Origin of the sequence: Streptomyces yokosukanensis (assembly GCF_001514035.1) — a bacterium.
GTDB classification, from domain to species: Bacteria; Actinomycetota; Actinomycetes; order Streptomycetales; family Streptomycetaceae; genus Streptomyces; species Streptomyces yokosukanensis.
Window position 1 is genome coordinate 487,638 of record NZ_KQ948209.1, and the last position, 22,324, is coordinate 509,961.

The following is a 22,324-nucleotide window of genomic DNA, read 5'->3' on the forward strand; positions in this document are numbered from 1 at the left end:
CCGGCAGGTGCGGGGCCGTCGTGTCCCCGGGGCGGGCACGGCGTCCGCGTTCCCGGCCCGCGGGCGGTCCCTGCGAGGATGGGGGGCGTGACTGGAACCCTTGTCCTCGCAGGTACCCCCATCGGCGACATCGCGGACGCGCCGCCCCGGCTGGCCGAGGAGCTGGCCGGCGCCGACGTGGTCGCGGCAGAGGACACCCGGCGGCTGCGCCGGCTCACCCAGGCGCTCGGCGTCACCCCCAAGGGCCGGGTGGTGTCGTACTTCGAGGGCAACGAGTCCGCCCGCACACCGGAGCTGGTCGAGGAGCTGCTCGGCGGCGCGCGCGTGCTGCTGGTGACCGACGCGGGGATGCCGTCCGTGTCCGACCCCGGCTACCGGCTGGTCGCGGCGGCCGTGGCGAAGGAGATCAAGGTCACCGCCGTGCCGGGCCCGTCCGCCGTGCTCACCGCGCTCGCCCTGTCCGGGCTGCCCGTCGACCGGTTCTGCTTCGAGGGCTTCCTGCCGCGCAAGGCGGGCGAGCGGCTGTCCCGGCTGCGGGAGGTCGCCGCCGAGCGGCGCACCCTCGTGTACTTCGAGGCCCCGCACCGGCTCGACGACACCCTCGCCGCCATGGCCGAGGCCTTCGGCGCGGACCGGCGGGCCGCCGTCTGTCGCGAGCTGACCAAGACGTACGAGGAGGTACGGCGCGGTCCGCTGGAGGAGCTGGCCCGGTGGGCCGCGGAGGGTGTGCGCGGGGAGATCACCGTCGTGGTCGAGGGGGCGCCCGAGGCCGGGCCCGAGGAACTCGACGCGGAGGAACTCGTGCGCCGGGTGCGGGTGCGGGAGGAGGCCGGGGAGCGCCGCAAGGAGGCGATCGCCGCGGTGGCGGTGGAGGCGGGGATTCCGAAGCGGATCGTCTTCGACGCCGTGGTTGCAGCGAAGCGCTCCGCTGGGTGAAGCCGCTGCGGGGCACGCCGGCGGGGTCGCGGTGCGGCGCGGGCCGAACGTCGTTCGCGGCCGGTCGCACGGTTCTCCGCGCCTCTCTGGGGCGCTGCCCCTGACCTGCGGCGATACACCCTCTGAGCAGGGGTGTTCTCTGGTGAGCGGGCGGGCCATGGGACGGCAAAGGGCTGTCGCCGATGGCAAAGGGAAAGGGGCCGGGCGGGGCCTTTTCGGCAAGGAAGGCTCAAATCGCCTCCAACACTCGACAGCCCTGATGCATTCGCGCTGGTGAAGGCGTCCACTGGTCGAAGGGACGCACAACCCGTCCCTCGTCCAGCGGACCAGAGGAGCTGGCATGAGCGAGATCGCAGGGCAGACCGGCCTCCGTGGCACCCCCACAGCCGTCGTTCACGAGTCGTATTCGTTCGCCTGCATGCGATGCGGGCACGGCTGGGAGCAGTCGTACGAGATAGAGCACCACACGGGCGCCGATGGGCACGAGTTCGTGCTGTACGTGGCCGACGGCCGGGTCGTGCCGTCGCCGCTGAGCCGGCCCAACTGCCACAACTGCGACGGTCACGTCGTGCGGATCATGCGCGCGGGGCAGGTCTCGTCGGTGCGCGGCGCCGTGGAGCGGCACCACAGCGTGCCGCAGGCGGGACCGGTCGAGGCGCCGCAGGTGCCGGTGCGGCAGGCGCAGCCCAAGGAACCGCACCACTGGCACCTGTCCGATCTCCTGCACGCGTTCCAGCGCAAGGCCGGCTGAGCGGATCGATCGCCCTGCGCCGAGGGCATGCCCCTTTCGTAGGATCGGGGCATGTCTTCGAACGCCGGCCCGACCACCCAGGGCGACAAGAACGCCGCGCCGCCGCTTCCGCCGCCGCTGCGCGTTCCGGTCGCCGACTCGCACACCCACCTCGACATGCAGTCCGGCACGGTCGAGGAAGGCCTCGCGAAGGCCGCGTCGGTGGGCGTGACGACGGTCGTCCAGGTCGGCTGCGACATCAAGGGCTCCCAGTGGGCCGCCGAGACGGCGGCCGCGTACGACAGCGTCCACGCCGCCGTCGCCCTGCACCCCAACGAGGCCCCGCGGATCGTCCACGGCGACCCCGACGGCTGGTCGCGTCAGGGCGCCCGCACGCCGGGCGGTGACGCGGCACTGGACGAGGCCCTCGCCGAGATCGACCGGCTCGCCGGGCTGCCCCAGGTGAAGGGCGTCGGCGAGACCGGGCTCGACTACTTCCGCACCGGCCCGGAGGGCAAGGCCGCCCAGGAGCGGTCCTTCCGCGCCCACATCGAGATCGCCAAGCGGCACGGCAAGGCGCTCGTCATCCACGACCGCGACGCGCACGCCGACGTCCTGCGCGTCCTGAAGGAGGAGGGCGCCCCCGAGCGCACCGTCTTCCACTGCTACTCCGGCGACGCCGAGATGGCGGAGATCTGCGCCCGCGAGGGCTACTTCCTCTCCTTCGCCGGCAACGTCACCTTCAAGAACGCCCAGAATCTGCGGGACGCCCTCGCCGTCGCCCCGCTGGAGCTGGTCCTCGTGGAGACCGACGCGCCCTTCCTGACCCCGGCGCCGTACCGAGGCCGGCCCAACGCGCCCTACCTCGTCCCGGTCACGGTCCGTGCCATGGCCGCCGTGCGCGGCATCGACGAGGACGCGCTGGCGACGGCCCTCGCCGCCAACACCGCCCGCGCCTTCGCCTACTGAGCCCCTGTTCGAGCACTGAGCGCACGCTCGACGGGCAACAGTACGTAGCCGCGTCGCTTTGGAGAGTGACGACCGCTCCGCTAGGTTCTGGGGGCCCGATCGGACCCCTCTGCACCTCTGGAGCGTGTCGGCGTGAGCAAGTCGCAGTACGAGACGTTCGAGGCCTACGAGCCGTACGACCAGTACGAGGCGTACGAGGCATACGAGTCGTACGAGCAGTACGGCCCCGAAGCCTCCGCGCACTTCGCGCACTCCGCGGCGACCCTGCCGTACGGGCTGCGCGAGGACACCTACCGGCCCGCCTACGAGGCGCAGGCGTACTTCGTGACCGAGCCGTTGCTGCCCCGGCAGGCCGGGAGCGCGCCGGGGGTACGGCGCGTGCCGGACGCCGAGAGCACGCTGGGTGCCGGGAGCGCGCCGGACGGCGACGGGGCGCGCGGCGTCGAGATGCCCGCCGGGGTGAGCGGGCGAGCCGCGCGCCGACGCAGGGCGCGCTGCGCCGAGCGCCCGGAGTCCACCGTGCGCCGCCTGCTGCCGCAGGCGCTGGTCGTGGCCTTCCTCGCCGGCGGCACCACCGCGTTCGTCGCCAAGGACAAGGCGGTCGAGCTGACCGTCGACGGCAAGCAGCGCACCCTGCACACGTTCGCCGACGACGTGCACGAGCTGCTCGCCGACGAGGGCGTGCGCACGGGGACGCACGACATGATCGCGCCCGCCCCCGGCGCGGCGCTCACCAGCGGAGACGCGATCGCCGTGCGCTACGGGCGCCCCGTCCGGCTCACCCTGGACGGCCAGCAGCGCGAGGTGTGGACGACGGCGCACACCGTGGCGGGCGCGCTGGACGAACTGGGCGTGCGCGCGGAGGGCGCGTATCTGTCCGTCTCGCGCTCCCAACGCATCGGACGCGCCGGGCTCGCGCTCGACGTACGCACCGAACGCGCCGTCACGATCATGGCCGACGGCCGCACCCGGACGATCCGCACCAACGCGGCCACCGTCCGTGAGGCCCTGGAGGAGGCCGGGATCGGGCTGCACGGCGAGGACACCACCTCCGTCCCCCAGGACAGCTTCCCGCGCGACGGGCAGACGGTGACCGTCCTGCGGGTCAGCGGGTCCCAGGAGGTCCGCGAGGAGCAGATCCCGTTCGAGGTCGAGCGCACCGAGGACCCCACCCTCTTCAAGGGCAACGAGGTCGTCGCCCAGGCCGGGCAACCGGGGCTGCGGCGCGACACGTACCTGCTGCGCATCGTCAACGGGGTCCGGGAGAAGCCGCGCCGGGAGACCTCCGAGGTGGTGCGCAAACCGCGCAAGCAGATCGTGAAGGTGGGCACCAAGCCGCTGCCGCACTCGGTCTCCGGCGCCGACCACCTGAACTGGCGCGGCCTCGCCACCTGCGAGTCCGGCGGTCGCCCGGACGCCGTCGACCCCTCGGGCACGTTCGGCGGGCTCTACCAGTTCGACACGCGCACCTGGCACAGCCTCGGCGGAAACGGCCGCCCCCAGGACGCCCCGGCGGACGAACAGACACTGCGCGCGAAGAAGCTGTACACACGGCGCGGGGCGACCCCGTGGCCGAGCTGCGGGGCGCGTCTGCACGGTTGACCGGCGCGCGGCTGCGGTGCGGCTGCCCCGGCGTGCGCCTGCCCCGGCGTGTGGCCACGGCATCGCGCCGCCGCTGCGGGCAGCCGTGGCGACGGACACCTGGCAACCCGGCCCCGCTCACCCCCGTACCCTTGTCCCGTGAGCAGCCCCACCCCCGACGCCCTCCTCGGCCCCGCCGACATCCGCGAGCTGGCGGCAGCGCTCGGTGTCCGTCCCACCAAGCAGCGCGGCCAGAACTTCGTGATCGACGCCAACACGGTCCGCCGCATCGTCCGCACCGCGGAGGTCCGCCCCGACGACGTGGTCGTCGAGGTCGGCCCGGGGCTCGGCTCCCTCACGCTCGCGCTGCTGGAGGTCGCCGACCGGGTCACCGCCGTCGAGATCGACGACGTACTCGCCGCGGCCCTGCCCGCGACCATCGGGGCGCGCATGCCGGCGCGCGCCGACCGGTTCGCGCTGGTGCACTCCGACGCGATGCACGTCGGCGAACTGCCCGGTCCCCCGCCGACGGCGCTGGTGGCGAACCTCCCCTACAACGTCGCCGTACCGGTGCTGCTGCACATGCTCGACACCTTCCCGAGCATCGAGCGCACGCTGGTCATGGTGCAGTCCGAGGTCGCCGACCGGCTGGCCGCCGCGCCCGGTTCGAAGGTGTACGGCGTGCCGTCCGTGAAGGCCAACTGGTACGCCGAGGTGAAGCGGGCCGGGGCCATCGGCCGCAACGTCTTCTGGCCGGCGCCCAACGTCGACAGCGGGCTGGTCTCCCTCGTCCGGCGGGCCGAACCGATCAAGACGACGGCCACCAAGCGGGAGGTCTTCGCGGTCGTCGACGCGGCCTTCGCACAGCGCCGGAAGACCCTGCGCGCGGCACTGGCCGGCTGGGCCGGCTCCGCCGCTGCCGCCGAGGCCGCCCTGGTCGCGGCCGGGGTCTCGCCGCAGGCGCGCGGAGAGTCGCTGACGGTGGAGGAGTTCGTGCGGATCGCCGAGCACAAGGACGCGGTCGCCGAGCAGGTCACCGGGCAGGAGGAGAGCGGCAAGTGAGCGTCACGGTACGGGTGCCGGCCAAGGTCAACGTCCAGCTCGCGGTCGGCGCCGCGCGCCCCGACGGCTTCCACGACCTCGCCAACGTCTTCCTCGCCGTGGGCCTGTACGACGAGGTCACCGTCACCCCGGCGGACGAGCTGCGCGTCACCTGCGAGGGCCCGGACGCCGCCGAGGTCCCCCTGGACCGCACCAACCTCGCCGCGCGCGCCGCGATCGCGCTCGCCGCGCGCCGGGGCATCGAACCGGCCGTGCACATCCACATCGCCAAGGACATCCCGGTCGCCGGCGGCATGGCGGGCGGCAGCGCGGACGGCGCGGGCGCGCTGCTGGCCTGCAACACGCTGTGGGGCGCGGCCGCTTCACGGGCCGAGCTGCTCGCGATCTGCGCCGAACTGGGCAGTGACGTGCCGTTCAGTCTGGTGGGCGGAGCCGCCCTCGGGATCGGGCGCGGCGAGCAGCTGACCGCCCTGGAGACCGGCGGCACCTTCCACTGGGTGTTCGCGATGGCCGAGCGGGGGCTGTCGACGCCGGCGGTCTTCCGCGAGTTCGACCGGCTCGCGCAGGGGCGGCAGATCCCCGAGCCGGTGGCCTCGCCGGATCTGCTGGAGGCGCTGGCGAAGGGCGACGTGGAGGCGTTGGCGGGGGCCGTTTCCAACGATCTTCAGCCTGCCGCCCTGTCCTTGTTCCCGGAACTGGCGGACACGCTGGAGGCGGGACGGGGAGCGGGCGCGCTGGCCACGCTGGTCTCCGGTTCGGGGCCCACGACGGCGTTCCTCGCGCCCGGCGCCGAGTCGGCCGAGAAGGTGGCGGCGGCGCTGCGGGCGTCGGGGACGTGCAGGTCGGTGCGGACGGCGGCGGGGCCGGTGGCGGGGGCGACGGTCCTCTAGGGCCTGAGCCCCAGAGGAGGGCCCGAGCCTCACAGCAGGGCCCGAGCCTCGGCGGGCGTCGATCGAACACGCGGCGGTGGGCACCCCGTCTCTCCTGCGGCAGCGGCCGCATCCCGATCTTGTCGTCACCAAGAGTGACCGCCCCCTCGCACCCCGCCCCCACCCCCCGAGGCCCTACGCTAGAAGGCTGACCGACCCCCGCGCACAGGAGTGAAATGGCCGTCAACCTGGTCAATGTCGAGAACGTCAGCAAGGTGTACGGCACCCGTGCCCTGCTGGACGGCGTCTCACTCGGCGTGTCGGAGGGTGATCGCGTCGGCGTGGTGGGCCGCAACGGCGACGGCAAGACCACCCTCATCCGGATGCTCGCCAAGCTGGAGGAGGCCGACACCGGACGCGTCACGCACTCCGGCGGACTGCGGCTCGGCGTGCTCACGCAGCACGACTCCCTCGACTCCGCCGCCACCGTCCGGCACGAGGTCATCGGCGACATGGCCGACCACGAGTGGGCCGGCAACGCCAAGGTCAGGGACGTACTGACCGGGCTCTTCGGGGGACTGGACCTGCCGGGCTTCCCGAAGGGGCTGGACACGGTGATCGGGCCGCTGTCCGGCGGCGAGCGGCGCCGTATCGCGCTCGCCAAGCTGCTCATCGAGGAACAGGACCTGCTCGTCCTCGACGAGCCCACCAACCACCTCGACGTCGAGGGCATCGCCTGGCTCGCCGAGCATCTGCGCAACCGCCGCTCGGCGCTGGTGTGCGTGACGCACGACCGGTGGTTCCTCGACCAGGTCTGCACCCGCATGTGGGACGTGCAGCGCGGCGACGTGTACGAGTACGAGGGCGGCTACTCCGACTACGTCTTCGCGCGCGCGGAGCGTGAGCGGATCGCCGCCACCGAGGAGGTCAAGCGGCAGAACCTGATCAGGAAGGAGCTGGCCTGGCTGCGCCGCGGCGCCCCCGCCCGTACGTCCAAGCCGCGCTTTCGCGTCGAGGCCGCCAACGAGCTGATCGCGGACGTGCCGCCGCCCCGCGACAGCAGCGAACTGATGAAGTTCGCCTCCTCGCGGCTCGGCAAGACCGTCTTCGACCTCGAGGACATCACCGTGCAGGCCGGGCCGAAGCTGCTGCTCAAGCACGTCACCTGGCAGCTCGGTCCCGGCGACCGGATCGGCCTCGTCGGGGTGAACGGCGCCGGCAAGACCTCGCTGCTGCGGGCCATGGCCGCGGCCGCCCGCACGGAGGGCGAGGAGCAGCCGGCCGCCGGGCGCATCGCCGTCGGCAAGACCGTCAAGCTCGCCTACCTCTCCCAGGAAGTCGCCGAACTCGACCCCACCTGGCGGGTCCTGCAGGCCGTGCAGCAGGTCCGCGAGCGCGTCGACCTCGGCAAGGGGCGCGAGATGACCGCCGGGCAGCTGTGCGAGACGTTCGGCTTCAACAAGGAGAAGCAGTGGACACCGGTCGGGGACCTGTCCGGTGGTGAGCGACGGCGCCTGCAGCTGCTGCGCCTCCTCATGGACGAACCCAACGTCCTGTTCCTGGACGAGCCGACCAACGACCTCGACATCGAGACCCTCACCCAGCTGGAGGACCTCCTCGACGGCTGGCCGGGCTCGATGATCGTCATCTCCCACGACCGGTTCTTCGTCGAGCGCACCACCGACCGGGTCTTCGCCCTCCTCGGCGACAGCGCCCTGCGGATGCTGCCGCGCGGCATCGACGAGTACCTGGAGCGGCGCCGGAGCATGGAGGAAGCGGTCGCCGCGCAGGCCGCCGCCGCGGCGCCCAAGCCGGCCGCGTCGGAGAAGAGCGCCGCCGACCAGCGCGCCGCCAAGAAGGAACTCCAGAAGATCGAGCGCCAGTTGGACAAGGTCTCCGAGAAGGAGACGAAGCTGCACGCCCAGATCGCCGAGAACGCCACCGACTTCGCGAAGGTCGCCGACCTGGACGCCCAGTTGCGCGACCTCGTCGGGGAGCGCGAGGAGCTGGAGATGCGCTGGCTGGAGCTGGCGGAGGACGCGTAGCGGGGCCGGGCGCGGGATCGCGGCGCGAGCAAGAGGCGCGGGCTACGGCGCGGGCAAGAGGCGTTGGCTACGGCGCGGGCAACGGGCGCGGGCGCGGTGAGAGCAGCGCCCGCGCCGGCGTGTGGGCGTGCACCCCGTTGTGTGTCACGGGTGTGTGCGCCGTCGGCAGTCCGCATCCGCACGCCTGGGCGTGAATCAGCCATCAGGCGCCCGCACTTCACGGCCCCACCCCCTCACCACGCCCCTGCCCCCGCCCCGCGCACGGTGCTGTTGCGTGCGCCGCGTGAAGGGGGCGTGAAGGCGCATAACGGCGGCATCACGGGCCGGTCGTCCCTTGGGAACAGCGGCGGATCCGAGCCCGTGCGCTGTCGGTACCGGGTGATAGAAAGGGCCGTCTGAGAACTTTCTGAGTAACGACCCAGGTTCCGTCAAGAACCTCAGGGCGTGGCTAAAAATCAGTGAACGAGGGGGAAGAGCGCTGATGACTCAGCCGCCCAATCAGCCGCCGCAGGGCGGCTTCGGAGCGCCACAGGACCCACCACCACAGGACCAGCCACCGCCGGGCGGCGGCTTCGGCGCTCCGCAGACGCCACCGGCGCAGGGCGGCTTCGGCCCCCCGCAAGCCACCCCTGGTACCCCGGGCGCTCCCGGCGTACCCCCCACGCCCCCGCCGCCGGCCCAGCCCCCCGCCGCTTTGCCGCAGCCGCCGCAGCCGCCCGGCTACGGCCACCCCCAGCAGCCGGGTCCGTACGGCGCCCCCGCCGCGCCGGGCACCCCCGGCCCCTACGGCTATCCGCCCCAGCCCGGCCCCTACGGCGCGGCGCCCCAACCCGGCTTCGGCCACCCGCAGCAGCCGCCGTACCCCGGTGCGCCGGGCGGCGCATCGGGCGGCAGGACCAGGACGAGGACCGCGCTGGTCATCGGCGGCGCGGTGGCCGCGCTGCTGGTCGTCGGCGGCACGGTGTACGCGGTCACGAGCGGCGACGGCGGCGACGGCGGTAACAAGAAGAAGCCGGTCGCCCAGCACGGCGACGACTCCAAGCACTCCGCCACCGGCACGCCGAGCGCGTCGAGTTCGTCCGGCGGCGGTGCCGACCCGGAGAACTTCAACGAGGGCCGCAAGGCCGGCGAGGCGAAGGTCCTCTGGTACAAGTCGGCACCGGACGCCCCGGGTTCCGGGGCCGACGCGCCCGGCATGTGGGTCACCGGCAAGGCGGCGGTGAAGGCGGCGTACCAGCAGGTCTTCGCCTATGGCGTCGGCGACGGCGCGCCGGTGTGGGGCCCGCTCTCCTTCCCGCAGAAGATCTGCGCGGTCACCCCGCAGAAGTCCGCCGACGACAAGGTCGTCGTGGCGTACATGAGCGGCGCCGGTGACAAGGCCAAGTGCAACCAGCTGCAGGAGATCGACCTGGCCACCGGCCACAAGGGCTGGAGCACCGAGGTCGCCGACGGCGGGCTCTTCGACAGTGCGCTCAACGTCGAACTGACGGTGAGCGGCAAGACGCTGATGGTGGGGCGCTCGGAGTCGGGCACGGCGTACGACATCGACAGCGGCCACAAGCTGTACGACAAGGAGAAGTACGGCACGGCCTGCTTCCCGACCGCGTACGCGGGCGGCACCGACCGGCTGATCCAGGTGTCCTCCTGCGGTGCGGGCGGCAGCAACGCGCACGACGAGATCCAGGAGCTGGACCCGGCCACCGGCAAGGTCCGCTGGACCCAGCCGGTCAAGAAGGGCTGGCAGGTCACCCGGACGTTCTCCGTCGACCCGCTGGTGGTCTATCTGACCAACCAGGACAAGAAGGCTTGGAACATCTCGACCTTCACCGAGAAGGGCAAGTTCCGCTCGGAGGTCAAGGTCGACGAGAAGTTCGCCCCCCGCTGCGGCTGGGCGGTCCTCGAACGCGACCTGCAGGGCTGCCAGGGCGTCGCCGCGGACGCCGGCACGCTGTATCTGCCGACGGACACCACCGGCAGCGCCAACGAGATCGTCGCGATCAGCCTGGCCGACGGCAAGGCGAAGTGGCGGGTCAAGTCCCCGGCCGACGAACCGATGTACCCGATGAAGGTCGAGGGCGGCAAGCTCGTCGCGTATGTGCAGCCGTCGTACGACGCGGGCGGCCAGGTGGTGTCGATCCCGGTCGGCGGCTCCTCGCACACGACGGCGAAGCTGCTGCAGAACCCGCAGGGCACGGCCGAGATCGAGAACACCTTCTACGACGCCGACATGGACTGGGTCGACGGGCGGTTCTTCATCTCCGCCGGGCGGCTGTCCGGCAGCGACCAGTCGAAGGAGAAGCTGATCATGGCCTTCGGCGACTGAGCCGCCGTCCCGGCCCCCTGTCTGTGGCGAATCCCTTCGCCGTGTCCCTGTCCCCATCGCCGTATCCCTTCGGCGTACGGCTTTCGAGCCTCATCGAGGTATCCGTTCCATGACCCAGCCGCCCCCTCCGCCGCCCAACCAGCCCCCGCAGCAGGGCGGTTTCGGCCCCCCGACCCCGCAGCCGCAGCAGCCCCCCCAGCCGCAGCAGCCTCCGCAGCCCCCTCAGCCGCAGCCCGGCTACGGCTACCCGCAGGCCGCGCCGGCCCCGCAGCCGCCCCAGCCGCCACAGCCCGGTTACGGCTACCCCGGCGGGCAGCAGAACCCGTACGGCCAGCCGACCCCGGCGTACGGCCAGCAGCCCGCCGCGCCCTACGGCGGTCAGCCGCAGAACCCGTACACGCAGCCCCCGCAGCCGGGTTACGGCTATCCGGGCCAGCCGCCGACCGTGCCGATGCAGCCGCAGCCGGCGCAGAGCGGCGGCGGGCGCAACAACACCACGCTGCTCATCGTCGTCGCGGCGGTCGTGGCCATCGCGCTGATCGTCGCCGGCGGCCTGTGGTACGCGGGCTCCTCCGGCGGCGACGGCAAGAACCACGACACCGGCTCCTCCAGCGGCGGCACCGGCGGCAAGAGCGGTGGCGGCACCGGCGGCACCGGGGGCACGGGCGGCGGCAAGGAGAAGGTGCCGGCCAACCCCGCGGGCAGTGTGCTGTTCGAGGTTCCGCTGCCCACCGCGGACGACACGGTCAGCACCGTGGGTTCGTGGCTGACCGACAAGGTGTACGCCAAGACCGGCGTCGCCGAGGTCGTCGGCTACGACCCGGCCAAGGGCACCAAGTTGTGGACGATCAAGCTGCCCGGCCCGGTCTGCGCGGCCAGCGCGCACGCCACGTCCGACGGCAAGACCGCGATCACCTACCAGCCGAAGTGGAGCACGAAGGACTCCTTCGCCGGGTGCACGCAGATCTCGGCGATCGACCTCGACGGCGGCAAGAAGCTGTGGACGAAGTCGGTCAAGTCCGGTGACTATCCGATCAGTTATCAGAACGTGACGGTCGCTCAGCGAACCGTCGCGCTCGGTGACAGCGACGGCGCTGCCGCCTTCGACATCGACTCGGCCAAGCCGCTGTGGCTGCCGAAGCCGGGCGACGACTGCTACGACGCGGGCTACGGCGGCGGCGACAAGCTCGTCGCGGTGCGCAACTGCGGGAACTCCGACAGTCCGCAGCTGCTCATCCAGACCCTCGACCCGAAGACCGGGAAGGTGATCTCCGAGTACAAGATGGACCCGGGGATCGAGTACGCCTCCATCGTCTCCACCGACCCGCTGGTGGTGGCCGCCGACGTCGGCGACAGCGCCGGTGACGGCAGCGAGGTCTCGGACTACTTCTCCATCGACAGCAAGACCGGCAAGCTGCTCGCCCACATCTCCGCGCCGGGCAAGACCTACGGCGGCAAGTGCGACGGCATCACCCGCGTCGAGTACTGCAAGGAGATCGTCGCGGGCAACGGCAAGCTGTACCTGCCGACCGAGGAGCACGACGGCAACGGCGAGGCGTTCAGCAAGACGAACGAGATCGTCGCCTTCGACCTGAACACGGGCAAGCCGACCGGCCAGCGCGCCGAGGCCGGCGAGGGCTATGTGATGTCCCCGCTGCGCATGGACGGCGGCAACCTGATCGCCTACAAGCGGCCGCCGTACGACAAGGGCGGCCAGGTCGTCAGCATCGACGGCGGGTCCTTCAAGTCGACCGAGCTGCTGGAGAACCCCGCGACGGACAGCGCGCGGAAGGCGGAGGCCAACATCCTGCCCGAGTACGGGGAGATCCTCTTCGGCGACGGCCGTCTGTACATGTCGCAGGTCTTCGCCAAGCACAAGGGCATGTCGTCGTACGGCAAGGAGGACCTGGTGCTCGCGTACGGAACGAACGGCTGACCGACGCGCCGACCCGTCGTGAGTCTCGCCCGAATGGGTGACTTACCAAGAAGTGCCCCGGATTTCATCGATCCGGGGCACTTCTCATCAAGAGGGGCAGCAATACGTCGAACAAGCGTGTAGCTTCCGGGGGCATGAAGGGCGAGGTGCCGGGGGGCCCTCTGTCCTTGCGGACCGCTGGACGTCCATAGTGGGGCATCCATGGGGGGGACTGGGGGGTTGCTCTATGGGAGTACGGCTCATGGTCGTCGACGACCATCGCCTGCTCGCGGAGGCGTTGGCGTCGGCGCTCAAACTGCGCGGGCACCGGGTGCTCGCGGCGGCGGCGCCGGCCGCGGGCGCGGCGGACCTGGTGATCGCGCGGGCGCCGGAGGTGTGCCTGCTGGGCACGGCGGCGCCGGCCGAACCGGGTGCCTTCGACCCGGTGACGAAGGTCAAGCGGGAGCGGCCGCAGGTGGCGGTGGTGGTGCTCGGACCCGTGCCGTCGCCGCGGGGGATCGCGGCGGCGTTCGCCGCGGGGGCCTCGGGGTATGTGCGGCACGACGAGCGGATAGAGGGCGTCGAACGGGCGATCATGAAGGCGCGGGCGGGGGAGGCCGCGGTGGCGCCGCAGTTGCTGCAGGGGGCGTTCGGTGAGTTGCTCAATCCGTCGGCGCAGCCGGACGACGAGGCCCAGCGGCTGCTGGGGATGCTGACGCCTCGCGAGGTGGAGGTGCTGGTGCGGGTGGCTGACGGGGAGGACACCCGGCTGATCGCCGCCGGGATGGGCATCGCGCCGAGTACCGCGCGGACGCATGTGCAGCGGGTGCTGATGAAGCTGGGCGTCGGGTCGCGCCTGGAGGCGGCGGCGCTGGCCGCGCGAACGGGGTTGCTGGACCGGGCGGGCCCACTGAACCCCGGCCCCGCATAGCCACCGGCACTGCTGAAGCCGACGGCACCGCAGTTCCTCGAGGGCGCGGGGAACTGCGCGACCAGCCCCCACCGACCCGCAGCCGGGGGACGGCCCGCATTCCGCGGAACCGCCCCCAGCCAACGGCTAGTCCTGCGGCGAACTCTCCGGAGGCGCCGGCCGAGGCGCCGCAGGCCGCAGCTTCAGCCAGGCCAGGAAGAAGATGCCCAGCAGGAGCATCCCGATCCCGGTCCAGAGGTTGATGTTGACGCCCTGGGCCTTGTCGATGGCGGCCTGGGAGTCGGTGATGCCGGTGATCGTGACGATGACGCCGTACACCACGAACAGGCCGCCGATGATGCGGCGCAGGTCGAAGATGCGGGCCGCGGTCGCGGACTTGCCCTCCAGCTCGGTGACTTCGCGCTGGACGTCCTGCTCGCTGTAGTGGAAGCCCTCGTGACGGCGGTCGGAGTGCTCGGAGTTGTCGCTCATGGTTCCTCGGTCCTTCCTCGTCAGAACGAGAACGGGATGTAGCAGGCGGCGGCCAGGACGACCGCGCCCCAGCCCAGCAGGGCCGGCTTGCGGTACCAGGCCTCGTCACCGGGCGCGGGCGCCTCGGACATGCCGGGGGAGCGGGTGCCGTAGACCAGCCCCTGGAGTTCCTGCGCCGGCTTCGGCTTCGTGAAGAAGGACACCGCGACCATCACGACCGCGCCCGCCACGAAGCCCGCGATCGCGGAGACGAAGTTGGCGCCCTGGTCGGAGGGGATGGAGATGATGCCCTTCTTGTAGAGCACGAAGTAGTTCACCATCGCGGTGACGGTGCCCGCGAGCAGGCCCCAGAAGCCGGACTTGGCGGAGGCGCGCTTCCAGAACATGCCGACGATGAACACCACGAACATCGGCACGTTGAAGAAGGAGAACAGCGTCTGCAGGTAGCTCATGATGTTCGAGAACGACGACGCCAGGAACGCCGTACCGATCGACGCGAGGACGCCGACCGCCGTGATCAGGCGGCCGAACCTGACGTAGTAGGAGTCCTCGCGGCCGCGCACGACGTACTTGGCCCAGATGTCGTTCGTGAAGACCGTGTTGAAGGACGACACGTTCGCCGCCATGCCCGCCATGAAGGCCGCCAGCAGGCCGGTGACCGCGATGCCGAGCACGCCGTTGGGCAGCAGCTCCTGCATCAGGTACGGGATGGCGTCGTTGTACTGCAGGCCGGAGGCGGAGGTGCCGATCTTCGGCACGAGGGCGGCGGCGACCAGGCCGGGGATCATCACCAGGAAGACGATGAAGATCTTCGGGTAGGCGGCGATCAGCGGGGTGCGCCGGGAGGCGGAGAGGTTCTTCGCGGACAGGGCGCGCTGCACCTCGGCGAAGTTGGTGGTCCAGTAGCCGAAGGAGAGCACGAAGCCGAGGCCGAGGACGATGGTCAGCCAGTTGGCGCCGAGCGGGTTGGCGCTGCCGATGCCGGTCCCGCCCCAGGCGGTGGTGAAGTTGTGGCCGTGGGTCGCGGTGAGCTTGTCGGTCAGCCCGCCCCAGCCGCCGACCTTCTTCAGGCCGAGGACGGTGATCGGGATGAGCGCGGCCAGGATCACGAAGAACTGGAGCACCTCGTTGTAGATCGCCGAGGAGAGGCCGCCGAGGGTGATGTAGGCGAGGACGAAGGCGCCGGCGACGACGATGGCGACCCACTGCGGCCAGCCGAGCAGGGCCTCGACGACGATCGCGAGGGCGTAGAGGTTGACGCCCGCGATCAGGATGGCGGCAATGGCGAACAGGACCGAACTGAGCAGGTGGGCGGCCCGGTCGAAGCGCAGCAGCAGGAACTCGGGGACCGAGCGGACCTTGCTGCCGTAGTAGAAGGGAAGCATCACCAGGCCCAGGAAGACCATGGCCGGGATGGCGCCGATCCAGTACCAGTGCACGGTGTAGGCGCCGTACTGGGCGCTGTTCGCGGCCATGCCCAGGATCTCGGTGGCCGCCAGGTTCGCCGAGATGAAGGCGAGGCCGGTGATCCAGGCGGGCAGCGAGCGTCCGGAGAGGAAGAAGTCGAGGCTGGTCTTCACCGAGCGGCGGGCCGCGAAGCCGATGCCGAGGACGACGACGAAGTAGATCGCCAGGATCGTGTAGTCCAGCCAGTTGGTGGGGAGCCGTAGTTCCGCCGCCAGATACAGCGGGCTGTCTGTGGGGGTTTGCATGAGAACTCGCTTCGTTGCGCGAACTGATCCAGAGCGGAACCTACGTCTCCGCGTTCAGATATTGAACACTTCTGTTGGTGTTCTTTGTTTGATTGTGATGATCCTAGAGGTTGTCGGGTTGTGGTCTGTTATGTTTGATTGTGTTGAGTGATTGGGTGCGGGACGTAGAGGAGTCCGGCGTTGAAGAAGACCTCGACACGGCTGGCCGACGGTCGTGAGCTGATCTACTACGACCTGCGCGACGACACCGTGCGAGACGCCGTCGACCGCCGCCCGCTGGAGCGGACCCGTACGACGTCCGAGATCCGCAAAGACGTGCTGCTCGGCGACTCGGTCGCCATCGCCTCCCACCGGCAGGGGCGCACGTACCACCCGCCGGCCGACCAGTGCCCCCTGTGCCCGACGCGGGGCGAGCGGCTCAGTGAGATCCCGGACTCGTCGTACGACGTCGTCGTCTTCGAGAACCGCTTCCCCTCCCTGGCCGGCGACTCCGGTCGCTGCGAGGTCGTCTGCTTCACCTCCGACCACGACGCCTCCTTCGCGGACCTGGGCACCGAGCAGGCGCGCCTCGTGCTGGACGCCTGGACGGACCGCACCTCGGAGCTGTCGCATCTGCCCTCCGTCCAGCAGGTCTTCTGCTTCGAGAACCGGGGCGAGGAGATCGGCGTGACCCTGGGGCACCCGCACGGACAGATCTACGCCTACCCCTTCACCACCCCGCGCACCGCGCTGATGCTGCGCTCGCTCGCCGCGCACAAGGAGGCCACCGGCGGCGGCAACCTTTTCGACGCCGTCCTGGAGCGGGAACTGGCCGATCGGCGGGTCGTCCTTGAGGGTGAACACTGGGCCGCGTTCGTGCCGTACGCGGCCCACTGGCCGTACGAGGTCCACCTGTACCCCAAGCGCCGCGTGCCCGATCTGCTCGCGCTGGACGAGGCGGCGCGCACAGAATTCCCTCAGGTCTATCTGGAACTCTTGAGGCGCTTCGACCGGATCTTCGGCACCGGTGAGCCTCCGACGCCGTACATCGCGGCCTGGCACCAGGCCCCGTTCGGCGCGCTGGAGGAGTTCGACGGCGTGGAGCGCGACGACTTCGCCCTCCACCTCGAGCTTTTCACCATCCGCCGCACTTCCGGCAAGCTGAAGTTTCTCGCGGGTTCCGAGTCCGGCATGAACGTGTTCATCAACGACGTGCCGCCGGAGCGCGCGGCCGAGCGACTGCGAGAGGTAGCGAGTTCATGAAGTACCTGGTGACGGGCGGGGCAGGTTACGTCGGCAGCGTGGTCGCCCAGCACCTGCTGGAGGCCGGACACGAGGTCACGGTCCTCGACAACCTCTCCACGGGCTTTCGCGCGGGCGTCCCCGCGGGCGCCGCCTTCGTCGAGGGCGACATCCGCGACGCCGCCAAGTGGCTCGACTCCTCCTACGACGGCGTGCTCCACTTCGCCGCGTACTCGCAGGTCGGCGAGTCCGTGGTGAAGCCGGAGAAGTACTGGGACAACAACGTCGCCGGCTCCATGGCGCTGCTCGGCGCGATGCGCGACGCGGGCGTCCACAAGCTGGTGTTCTCCTCCACGGCCGCCACGTACGGCGAGCCGGAGCAGGTCCCGATCGTGGAGAGCGCGCCGACCAGGCCCACCAACCCCTACGGCGCCTCCAAGCTGGCCGTCGACCACATGATCACCAGCGAGGCGAACGCCCACGGCCTGGCGGCGGTCTCCCTGCGCTACTTCAACGTGGCGGGCGCGTACGGCGCGTACGGCGAGCGCCACGACCCCGAGTCGCACCTCATCCCGCTGGTCCTCCAGGTCGCCCAGGGCCGCCGCGAGGCGATCTCCGTCTACGGCGACGACTACCCGACCCCGGACGGCACCTGCGTCCGTGACTACATCCACGTCGCGGACCTGGCCGAGGCCCACCTGCTGGCCCTGACGGCCGCGCGCCCGGGCGAGCACCTCATCTGCAACCTCGGCAACGGCGAGGGCTTCTCCGTCCGCGAGGTCATCGAGACGGTCCGCCGGGTCACCGGCCACCCGATCCCGGAGATCGCGGCCCCGCGCCGGGGCGGCGACCCGGCCGTCCTGGTCGCCTCCGCGGACACCGCCCGCGAGACACTGGGCTGGAACCCGACACGCGCGGATCTCGCGGGCATCGTCGCGGACGCCTGGGAGTTCGCGCAGCACATCACAGAGGAGCGGTAGTGGGGGCAGAGCAGGTCGCGGAGCGCTTCGCCGAGCTGTACGGCGCACCGCCGCAGGGGGTGTGGGCGGCGCCGGGCCGGGTCAACCTGATCGGCGAGCACACCGACTACAACGACGGCTTCGTGATGCCGTTCGCGCTGCCGCACAAGACGATCGCGGCGGTCTCCCGCAGGGACGACGGCATCCTGCGCCTGCACTCGGCGGACATCGAGGGCGGCGTGGCGGAACTGCGCCTGGACGCCCTGGCCCCGCAGAGCGACGACAGCTGGACGGCCTACCCGGCGGGCGTCGTCTGGGCCCTGCGCGAGGCGGGCCACGGGATCACGGGCGCGGACGTGCACCTGGCCTCGACGGTCCCGACGGGCGCCGGCCTGTCGTCCTCGGCGGCCCTGGAGGTGGTGATCGCGCTCGCGCTCACCGACCTCTACGACCTGGGCCTGCAGCGCTGGAAGCTGGCCCGCCTCTGCCAGCGCGCCGAGAACGTCTACGTGGGTGCGCCCACCGGCATCATGGACCAGACGGCTTCGGCCTGCTGCGAGGACGGCCACGCCCTCTTCCTCGACACCCGCGACCTGTCCCAGCGGCAGATCCCCTTCGACCTCGCGGCCGAGGGGCTGCGCCTGCTGGTGGTCGACACCCAGGTCAAGCACGCGCACAGCGGCGGGGAGTACGGCAAGCGCCGGGCGGGCTGCGAGAAGGGCGCGGCCCTGCTCGGCGTCGACGCCCTGCGGGACGTGCCGTACGCCGGTCTGGACGAGGCGCTGGCCCGGCTCGGCGACGAGGAGGAGATCGTCCGCCTGGTCCGCCACGTCGTGACCGAGAACCACCGGGTCGAACGCGTCGTGGACCTCCTGGAGTCCGGCGACCCCCGCGCCATCGGCCCGGTCCTCACCGAGGGCCATGCCTCTCTGCGCGACGACTTCCGCATCTCCTGCCCGGAGCTGGACCTGGTCGTCGACACGGCCCTCGCCGCCGGGGCCCTCGGCGCCCGCATGACGGGCGGCGGCTTCGGCGGCTCGGCGATCGTCCTGACGGAGGCCGCCGAGGTGGACACCCGGACGAAGGCGATCGAAGAGGCCTTCGCCAAGGCCGGCTTCACGGCCCCGCGCATCTTCGAGGCGGTGCCTTCGGCGGGGGCCCGGCGGCTGCTCTGAGCCTCCTCAGCCCAGGCGCTTCGTCAGCGTGTACTCCGTGATCCCCGGTGGATAGTCCGGGATCACGCACACCACCTCGTAGCCCTGCTTCTCGTAGAAGTGCGGGGCCTGGAAGTCCCAGGTCTCCAGGCGGGCGGCGGTGCAGGCGCGGTCGGTGGCGGCGAGGTGCTCCGCCTGCGCCAGCAGGCGCGAGCCCAGCCCCGCGCCGCGGCGGGCGGCGTCGACCCAGAGGTAGGTGACGTGCAGCCAGGTCGCCCAGGTGTGGCCGACCAGGCCGCCGGCCAGATCGCCGGCGGGGTCCAGGGCCCAGACGTGCAGGGGGACTTCGCGTTCGCCGGGTGTGCCGCGCAGCGCCGCGAGGATCGGGGACGCCGCCGTGTTGGTGTCCCGCAGCCGTGAGCGGAGCAGATCACGTCGTCCTTTGTCCACTTCCGTCTCAATACGAAACATGCGGCACACGATAAACGCGCTGGACGGCCAGTTCTGTAAATCCGCTTCCGCTGCGTGCTGTCATCCGTACTCTGTGGAACAGCACCGGTGGGGGCCGGTGCTGATCAGGGGGCGAGACAGGCGGGTACGGCACTCGCGGTGGGGGTAGCAGTTTCCGCGACGGCGGCGGCCGTGCGGCATGCGTCCTCGGCCAAGGGCGCCGTACCCGTGCCGGTCGTCGTTCTCCGGGCCTGTCCGGTCTTTCCGGACCGGCTGATGGCCGGGCCCTTCCGGATCGTGGTTGTCCCCTGCTCCGAGCGGAGCCTGGGGAAGGGGGTTTCGTGGTTCGTATCCGAGTCCTGGTCGTGGACGACCATCGCATCTTCGCCGAGTCGCTGGCCGCCGCACTGGCCGCCGAGCCGGACGTCGACGTCTTCGCCGCCGGCAGCGGCCCCGCCGCGCTGCGCTGTCTGGAGCGGGCGGCCGGTGAGGGCCGCCGCGTCGACGTCCTCCTGGTCGATGCCGACCTCGGCGGCCATGTGCCCGGCACCCGCCCGGCCGTGCCGGTGCAGGACGGCGACGAGGAGGGCCTGGTCGACGGGATCTCGCTGGTCGCGGGCGTGCGTGCCGCCCAGCCCGCGGTGCGGATCGTCGTCCTCGCCGAGAAGGACGATCCCCGGCGGGCGGCGCTCGCGCTGCAGGCCGGTGCCTCCGGGTGGGTCGCCAAGGACTGCTCGCTGTCCCGGCTGCTGACGGTGATCCGGGGGGTGCTGCGCGATGAGACGCATCTGCCGCCCGCCCTGCTCACCGGCGTGCTCAGAGAGCTGACGGCGGCTCGCCGGCACCGCACCGAGAGCGAGCGGCTGGTGGAGTCCCTCACGCCCCGGGAGCGGGAGGTTCTGCGCTGCATGGTCGCGGGGCTGGGGCGCAAGGCCGTCGCCGAGCGGCTGTTCCTCTCCCCGCACACCGTGCGCACCCATATGCAGAACGTCCTCGGCAAGCTGGGCGTCCATTCGACGCTGGCCGCCGTGGCGCTCGCCCGCCGTGCGGGGGTCGGACCGGCCGACCTAGCCGGGGACGTTGTCGAACGGGGCGGTCAACTGGCGTAGCAGCCCGGCCAGTTCCGCGCGCTGGGTGCGGGACAGCTCGCCGAGGATCGCCCGCTCCTGCTTCAGCAGACCGGCCAGCGCCTGGTCCGCGCGGTCCCGGCCGGCGTCGGTGAGCCGGACCAGCACCCCTCGCCGGTCGCTCGGGTCGGGCAGCCGCTCCACCAGGCCCTTCTTGGCCAGCCGGTCGATGCGGTTGGTCATCGTGCCCGAAGTGACCAGGGTCTGGGTCAGCAGCTGGCCGGGGGAGAGCTGATACGGCGAGCCCGCGCGCCGGAGCGCGGTCAGGACGTCGAACTCCCAGGGCTCGAGCTGGTGCTCGGAAAACGCGAGCCGACGTGCGCGGTCCAGGTGCCGGGCCAGTCGGCTCACCCGGCTGAGCACTTCCAGCGGCTCCACGTCGAGGTCCGGACGTTCCCGGCGCCACGCTGCGACCAGCCGATCGACCTCGTCCTCCATGGAGATCAGTGTAGTGGTTGTGTCGACATGAAGTCTCTTGATATCGAATCTCTTGACGTCGAGATAAGTTGGCGGGGACAGTGGGAGGCATGACGAACCCCACCTGGGACCCCGGTCAGTACCTGCGGCACGCCGACCACCGGGCCCGCCCCTTCACCGACCTGCTCGCCCGCGTCCCGGACCTGCCCGCGCGTGCGCCCCGGATCGCCGACCTCGGCTGCGGTCCGGGCAACGCCACCGTCCAGCTCACCCGGCGCTGGCCCACGGCCCACGTCACCGGTTACGACAACTCGCCCGAGATGCTCGACGCCGCCCACACCGCGCACGAGGGCCCCACGGGCGGGGGCGGCCGGCTCGACTTCGCCCACGCCGACGTCCGCAGCTGGAGGCCCGGGGAACCCTGCGACCTGATCGTCTCCAACGCCACCCTCCAGTGGGTACCCGGGCACGCCGACCGTTTCGCCGACTGGATCGACGGCCTCGCGCCCGGCGGCACCCTCGCCTTCCAGGTGCCCGACAACATCGACGCCCCGCTGCACGCCCTGATGCGCGAACTCGCCGGCACCCCGCGCTGGAAGTCCCGCCTCGTCGACGTCCTGCGCCGCACCGACTCCGTCTTCACCCCCGGCGCCTATCTGGACCGGCTCGCCCGCCTCGGCTGCGCGACCGACGTCTGGCAGACCACGTACCTCCATGTCCTGCCGGGCGCGGACCCGGTCCTGGACTGGGTGAAGGGCACCGGCCTCAGGCCCGCCCTGACCGCACTCGCCGACGACCCCGAGGCGCGCGACGCGTTCCTCGCCGAGTACCGGGACCTGCTGCGCGAGGCCTACCCCGGCGCGCCGTACGGCACGGTCATGGCCTTCCGCCGGCTGTTCGCCGTGGTGGTGAAGGAGACCTGAGGACGCCGGCCGCGACCATCTCCTCGGCCGTCCGCCCCGCTACTCTCAGGACCCCGTCGGCGACCGGCGGGAGTTCCTCCAGTCCCGGCAGTTGATCAGCGTCCACCAGGCGAACACGCCCGCGAACGCGAGTGGGATCAGCGGGGAGAGCGCGCGGCCCGCCTTGTTCCATGCGCCCTGGTCCACCGGCACCCAGGAGCCCCATGGCTCTCTCGCCACCTCCACGGGTGCGCCCGGGAAGGGGGAGGAGGTGAAACCGGTCGCTCTGATCGGGTGCCCGTCGGCGTAGCCCTTGCACCACAGGCCGGGGTCCGTCGGGCCGTAGCGCGAGTTCGTCGCCGGACCGTTCGTGTCGCACACCGTGACCCGCATGCTGAGCGGATGCCCGGTCAGGGCCAGGCGGCCCACGGCTGACAGGCCCAGGTGGACACCGAGAGCGAGGAGGCCGGCGGCGAGTGTGCCGCACACGACCGTGCCCCATGCCTGCTGCCGCCTCGTGCGGATCCTGCGTCGCCAAGCCACCGCGCGA

At 71.7% G+C, this 22,324-nt stretch carries 20 protein-coding genes; 15 read left to right on the plus strand and 5 right to left on the minus strand.

Annotated elements, in window-relative coordinates; genetic code table 11:
- Nucleotides 1–87 precede the first annotated feature (87 nt).
- From rsmI to AQI95_RS12130, 10 genes are all read left to right on the plus strand, one after another.
- Nucleotides 88–936 carry a 16S rRNA (cytidine(1402)-2'-O)-methyltransferase gene (gene rsmI, locus AQI95_RS12085; protein ID WP_067121245.1) on the plus strand — a complete coding sequence of 283 codons (849 nt, stop codon included), beginning with the start codon at nt 88–90 and terminating at the stop codon, nt 934–936.
- A gap of 340 nt (nt 937–1,276) precedes the next feature.
- Nucleotides 1,277–1,687, plus strand: coding sequence for a hypothetical protein (locus AQI95_RS12090; RefSeq protein ID WP_067121247.1), 411 nt, complete (start codon nt 1,277–1,279; stop codon nt 1,685–1,687).
- A gap of 51 nt (nt 1,688–1,738) precedes the next feature.
- Nucleotides 1,739–2,635, plus strand: coding sequence for a TatD family hydrolase (locus AQI95_RS12095; RefSeq protein WP_067121249.1), 897 nt, complete (start codon nt 1,739–1,741; stop codon nt 2,633–2,635).
- A gap of 132 nt (nt 2,636–2,767) precedes the next feature.
- On the plus strand, nt 2,768–4,237 hold the full coding sequence (locus AQI95_RS12100) for a resuscitation-promoting factor (RefSeq protein ID WP_067121251.1): 1,470 nt from the start codon (nt 2,768–2,770) through the stop codon (nt 4,235–4,237).
- A 138-nt stretch (nt 4,238–4,375) separates the two neighbouring features.
- Nucleotides 4,376–5,278, plus strand: coding sequence for a 16S rRNA (adenine(1518)-N(6)/adenine(1519)-N(6))-dimethyltransferase RsmA (gene rsmA, locus AQI95_RS12105; RefSeq protein WP_067121253.1), 903 nt, complete (start codon nt 4,376–4,378; stop codon nt 5,276–5,278).
- Complete coding sequence (locus tag AQI95_RS12110; RefSeq protein ID WP_067121255.1) at nt 5,275–6,168, plus strand: 4-(cytidine 5'-diphospho)-2-C-methyl-D-erythritol kinase; 894 nt, start codon at nt 5,275–5,277, stop codon at nt 6,166–6,168. The genes rsmA and AQI95_RS12110 overlap by 4 nt, the downstream gene beginning before the upstream one ends.
- A 215-nt stretch (nt 6,169–6,383) precedes the next feature.
- Entirely contained in the window at nt 6,384–8,192 is a 1,809-nt protein-coding gene (locus AQI95_RS12115) for an ABC-F family ATP-binding cassette domain-containing protein (protein WP_067121257.1), read from the plus strand.
- 481 nt (nt 8,193–8,673) lie between these two features.
- Nucleotides 8,674–10,515, plus strand: a complete 1,842-nt coding sequence (locus AQI95_RS12120; protein WP_067121259.1) for an outer membrane protein assembly factor BamB family protein — start codon at nt 8,674–8,676, stop codon at nt 10,513–10,515.
- Nucleotides 10,516–10,624: 109 nt separating this feature from the next.
- Entirely contained in the window at nt 10,625–12,451 is a 1,827-nt protein-coding gene (locus AQI95_RS12125; RefSeq protein ID WP_067121261.1) for an outer membrane protein assembly factor BamB family protein, read from the plus strand.
- Between the two features lie 226 nt (nt 12,452–12,677).
- Nucleotides 12,678–13,361 (plus strand): helix-turn-helix transcriptional regulator, encoded by a 684-nt coding sequence (locus tag AQI95_RS12130; protein ID WP_079071214.1) that lies wholly within the window; start codon nt 12,678–12,680, stop codon nt 13,359–13,361.
- 126 nt (nt 13,362–13,487) lie between these two features.
- On the opposite strand, the gene AQI95_RS12135 is transcribed toward AQI95_RS12130, so the two are convergent.
- Both AQI95_RS12135 and AQI95_RS12140 read right to left on the minus strand, forming a co-directional pair.
- Nucleotides 13,488–13,832, minus strand: a complete 345-nt coding sequence (locus tag AQI95_RS12135; protein WP_067121265.1) for a hypothetical protein — start codon at nt 13,830–13,832, stop codon at nt 13,488–13,490.
- Nucleotides 13,833–13,852: 20 nt separating this feature from the next.
- Nucleotides 13,853–15,544, minus strand: coding sequence for a sodium:solute symporter family protein (locus AQI95_RS12140; protein WP_067121267.1), 1,692 nt, complete (start codon nt 15,542–15,544; stop codon nt 13,853–13,855).
- A gap of 180 nt (nt 15,545–15,724) precedes the next feature.
- Between AQI95_RS12140 and galT the strand changes: the two genes are divergently transcribed.
- The 3 genes from galT to galK are packed head-to-tail and all read left to right on the plus strand — an operon-like array spanning nt 15,725 to nt 18,899.
- Nucleotides 15,725–16,786 (plus strand): galactose-1-phosphate uridylyltransferase, encoded by a 1,062-nt coding sequence (gene galT / locus AQI95_RS12145; RefSeq protein ID WP_067121269.1) that lies wholly within the window; start codon nt 15,725–15,727, stop codon nt 16,784–16,786.
- The gene (gene galE, locus AQI95_RS12150; protein ID WP_067121272.1) at nt 16,783–17,745 is read left to right on the plus strand and encodes a UDP-glucose 4-epimerase GalE; all 963 of its coding nucleotides are present in this window, start codon (nt 16,783–16,785) and stop codon (nt 17,743–17,745) included. Before galT ends, galE begins: the two co-directional genes overlap by 4 nt.
- A complete protein-coding gene (gene galK / locus AQI95_RS12155; protein WP_067121274.1) occupies nt 17,745–18,899 on the plus strand; it encodes a galactokinase in 1,155 nt (384 codons plus the stop codon). Before galE ends, galK begins: the two co-directional genes overlap by 1 nt.
- Nucleotides 18,900–18,905: 6 nt before the next feature.
- Here the strand turns inward: galK and AQI95_RS12160 are convergent, their stop codons facing one another.
- Nucleotides 18,906–19,349: a GNAT family N-acetyltransferase gene (locus tag AQI95_RS12160; protein ID WP_067121276.1), complete on the minus strand. Its 444-nt coding sequence runs from the start codon at nt 19,347–19,349 to the stop codon at nt 18,906–18,908.
- A 320-nt stretch (nt 19,350–19,669) separates the two neighbouring features.
- Between AQI95_RS12160 and AQI95_RS12165 the strand changes: the two genes are divergently transcribed.
- Complete coding sequence (locus tag AQI95_RS12165; protein WP_067121278.1) at nt 19,670–20,437, plus strand: LuxR C-terminal-related transcriptional regulator; 768 nt, start codon at nt 19,670–19,672, stop codon at nt 20,435–20,437.
- Here AQI95_RS12165 and tamR read toward each other — a convergent pair.
- The gene (gene tamR, locus AQI95_RS12170) at nt 20,396–20,893 is read right to left on the minus strand and encodes a MarR family transcriptional regulator TamR (protein ID WP_067121280.1); all 498 of its coding nucleotides are present in this window, start codon (nt 20,891–20,893) and stop codon (nt 20,396–20,398) included. The genes AQI95_RS12165 and tamR overlap by 42 nt on opposite strands.
- Nucleotides 20,894–20,982: 89 nt before the next feature.
- Between tamR and AQI95_RS12175 the strand changes: the two genes are divergently transcribed.
- Entirely contained in the window at nt 20,983–21,795 is an 813-nt protein-coding gene (locus AQI95_RS12175) for a trans-aconitate 2-methyltransferase (protein ID WP_067121282.1), read from the plus strand.
- Nucleotides 21,796–21,840: 45 nt separating this feature from the next.
- Here the strand turns inward: AQI95_RS12175 and AQI95_RS12180 are convergent, their stop codons facing one another.
- Nucleotides 21,841–22,317 carry a hypothetical protein gene (locus AQI95_RS12180; protein ID WP_159056512.1) on the minus strand — a complete coding sequence of 159 codons (477 nt, stop codon included), beginning with the start codon at nt 22,315–22,317 and terminating at the stop codon, nt 21,841–21,843.
- Nucleotides 22,318–22,324 lie beyond the last annotated feature (7 nt).

Bases quoted from the DNA above. Each gene is read 5' to 3' on its own strand.
- AQI95_RS12120 (WP_067121259.1), top strand. From the start codon at position 8,674: ATGACTCAGCCGCCCAATCAGCCGCCGCAGGGCGGCTTCGGAGCGCCA.
- AQI95_RS12130 (WP_079071214.1), top strand. From the start codon at position 12,678: ATGGGAGTACGGCTCATGGTCGTCGACGACCATCGCCTGCTCGCGGAG.
- AQI95_RS12160 (WP_067121276.1), bottom strand. From the start codon at position 19,349: ATGTTTCGTATTGAGACGGAAGTGGACAAAGGACGACGTGATCTGCTC.
- tamR (WP_067121280.1), bottom strand. From the start codon at position 20,893: ATGGAGGACGAGGTCGATCGGCTGGTCGCAGCGTGGCGCCGGGAACGT.
- AQI95_RS12175 (WP_067121282.1), top strand. From the start codon at position 20,983: ATGACGAACCCCACCTGGGACCCCGGTCAGTACCTGCGGCACGCCGAC.
- AQI95_RS12135 (WP_067121265.1), bottom strand. From the start codon at position 13,832: ATGAGCGACAACTCCGAGCACTCCGACCGCCGTCACGAGGGCTTCCAC.
- AQI95_RS12095 (WP_067121249.1), top strand. From the start codon at position 1,739: ATGTCTTCGAACGCCGGCCCGACCACCCAGGGCGACAAGAACGCCGCG.
- AQI95_RS12115 (WP_067121257.1), top strand. From the start codon at position 6,384: ATGGCCGTCAACCTGGTCAATGTCGAGAACGTCAGCAAGGTGTACGGC.
- AQI95_RS12140 (WP_067121267.1), bottom strand. From the start codon at position 15,544: ATGCAAACCCCCACAGACAGCCCGCTGTATCTGGCGGCGGAACTACGG.
- AQI95_RS12090 (WP_067121247.1), top strand. From the start codon at position 1,277: ATGAGCGAGATCGCAGGGCAGACCGGCCTCCGTGGCACCCCCACAGCC.
- AQI95_RS12125 (WP_067121261.1), top strand. From the start codon at position 10,625: ATGACCCAGCCGCCCCCTCCGCCGCCCAACCAGCCCCCGCAGCAGGGC.
- galE (WP_067121272.1), top strand. From the start codon at position 16,783: ATGAAGTACCTGGTGACGGGCGGGGCAGGTTACGTCGGCAGCGTGGTC.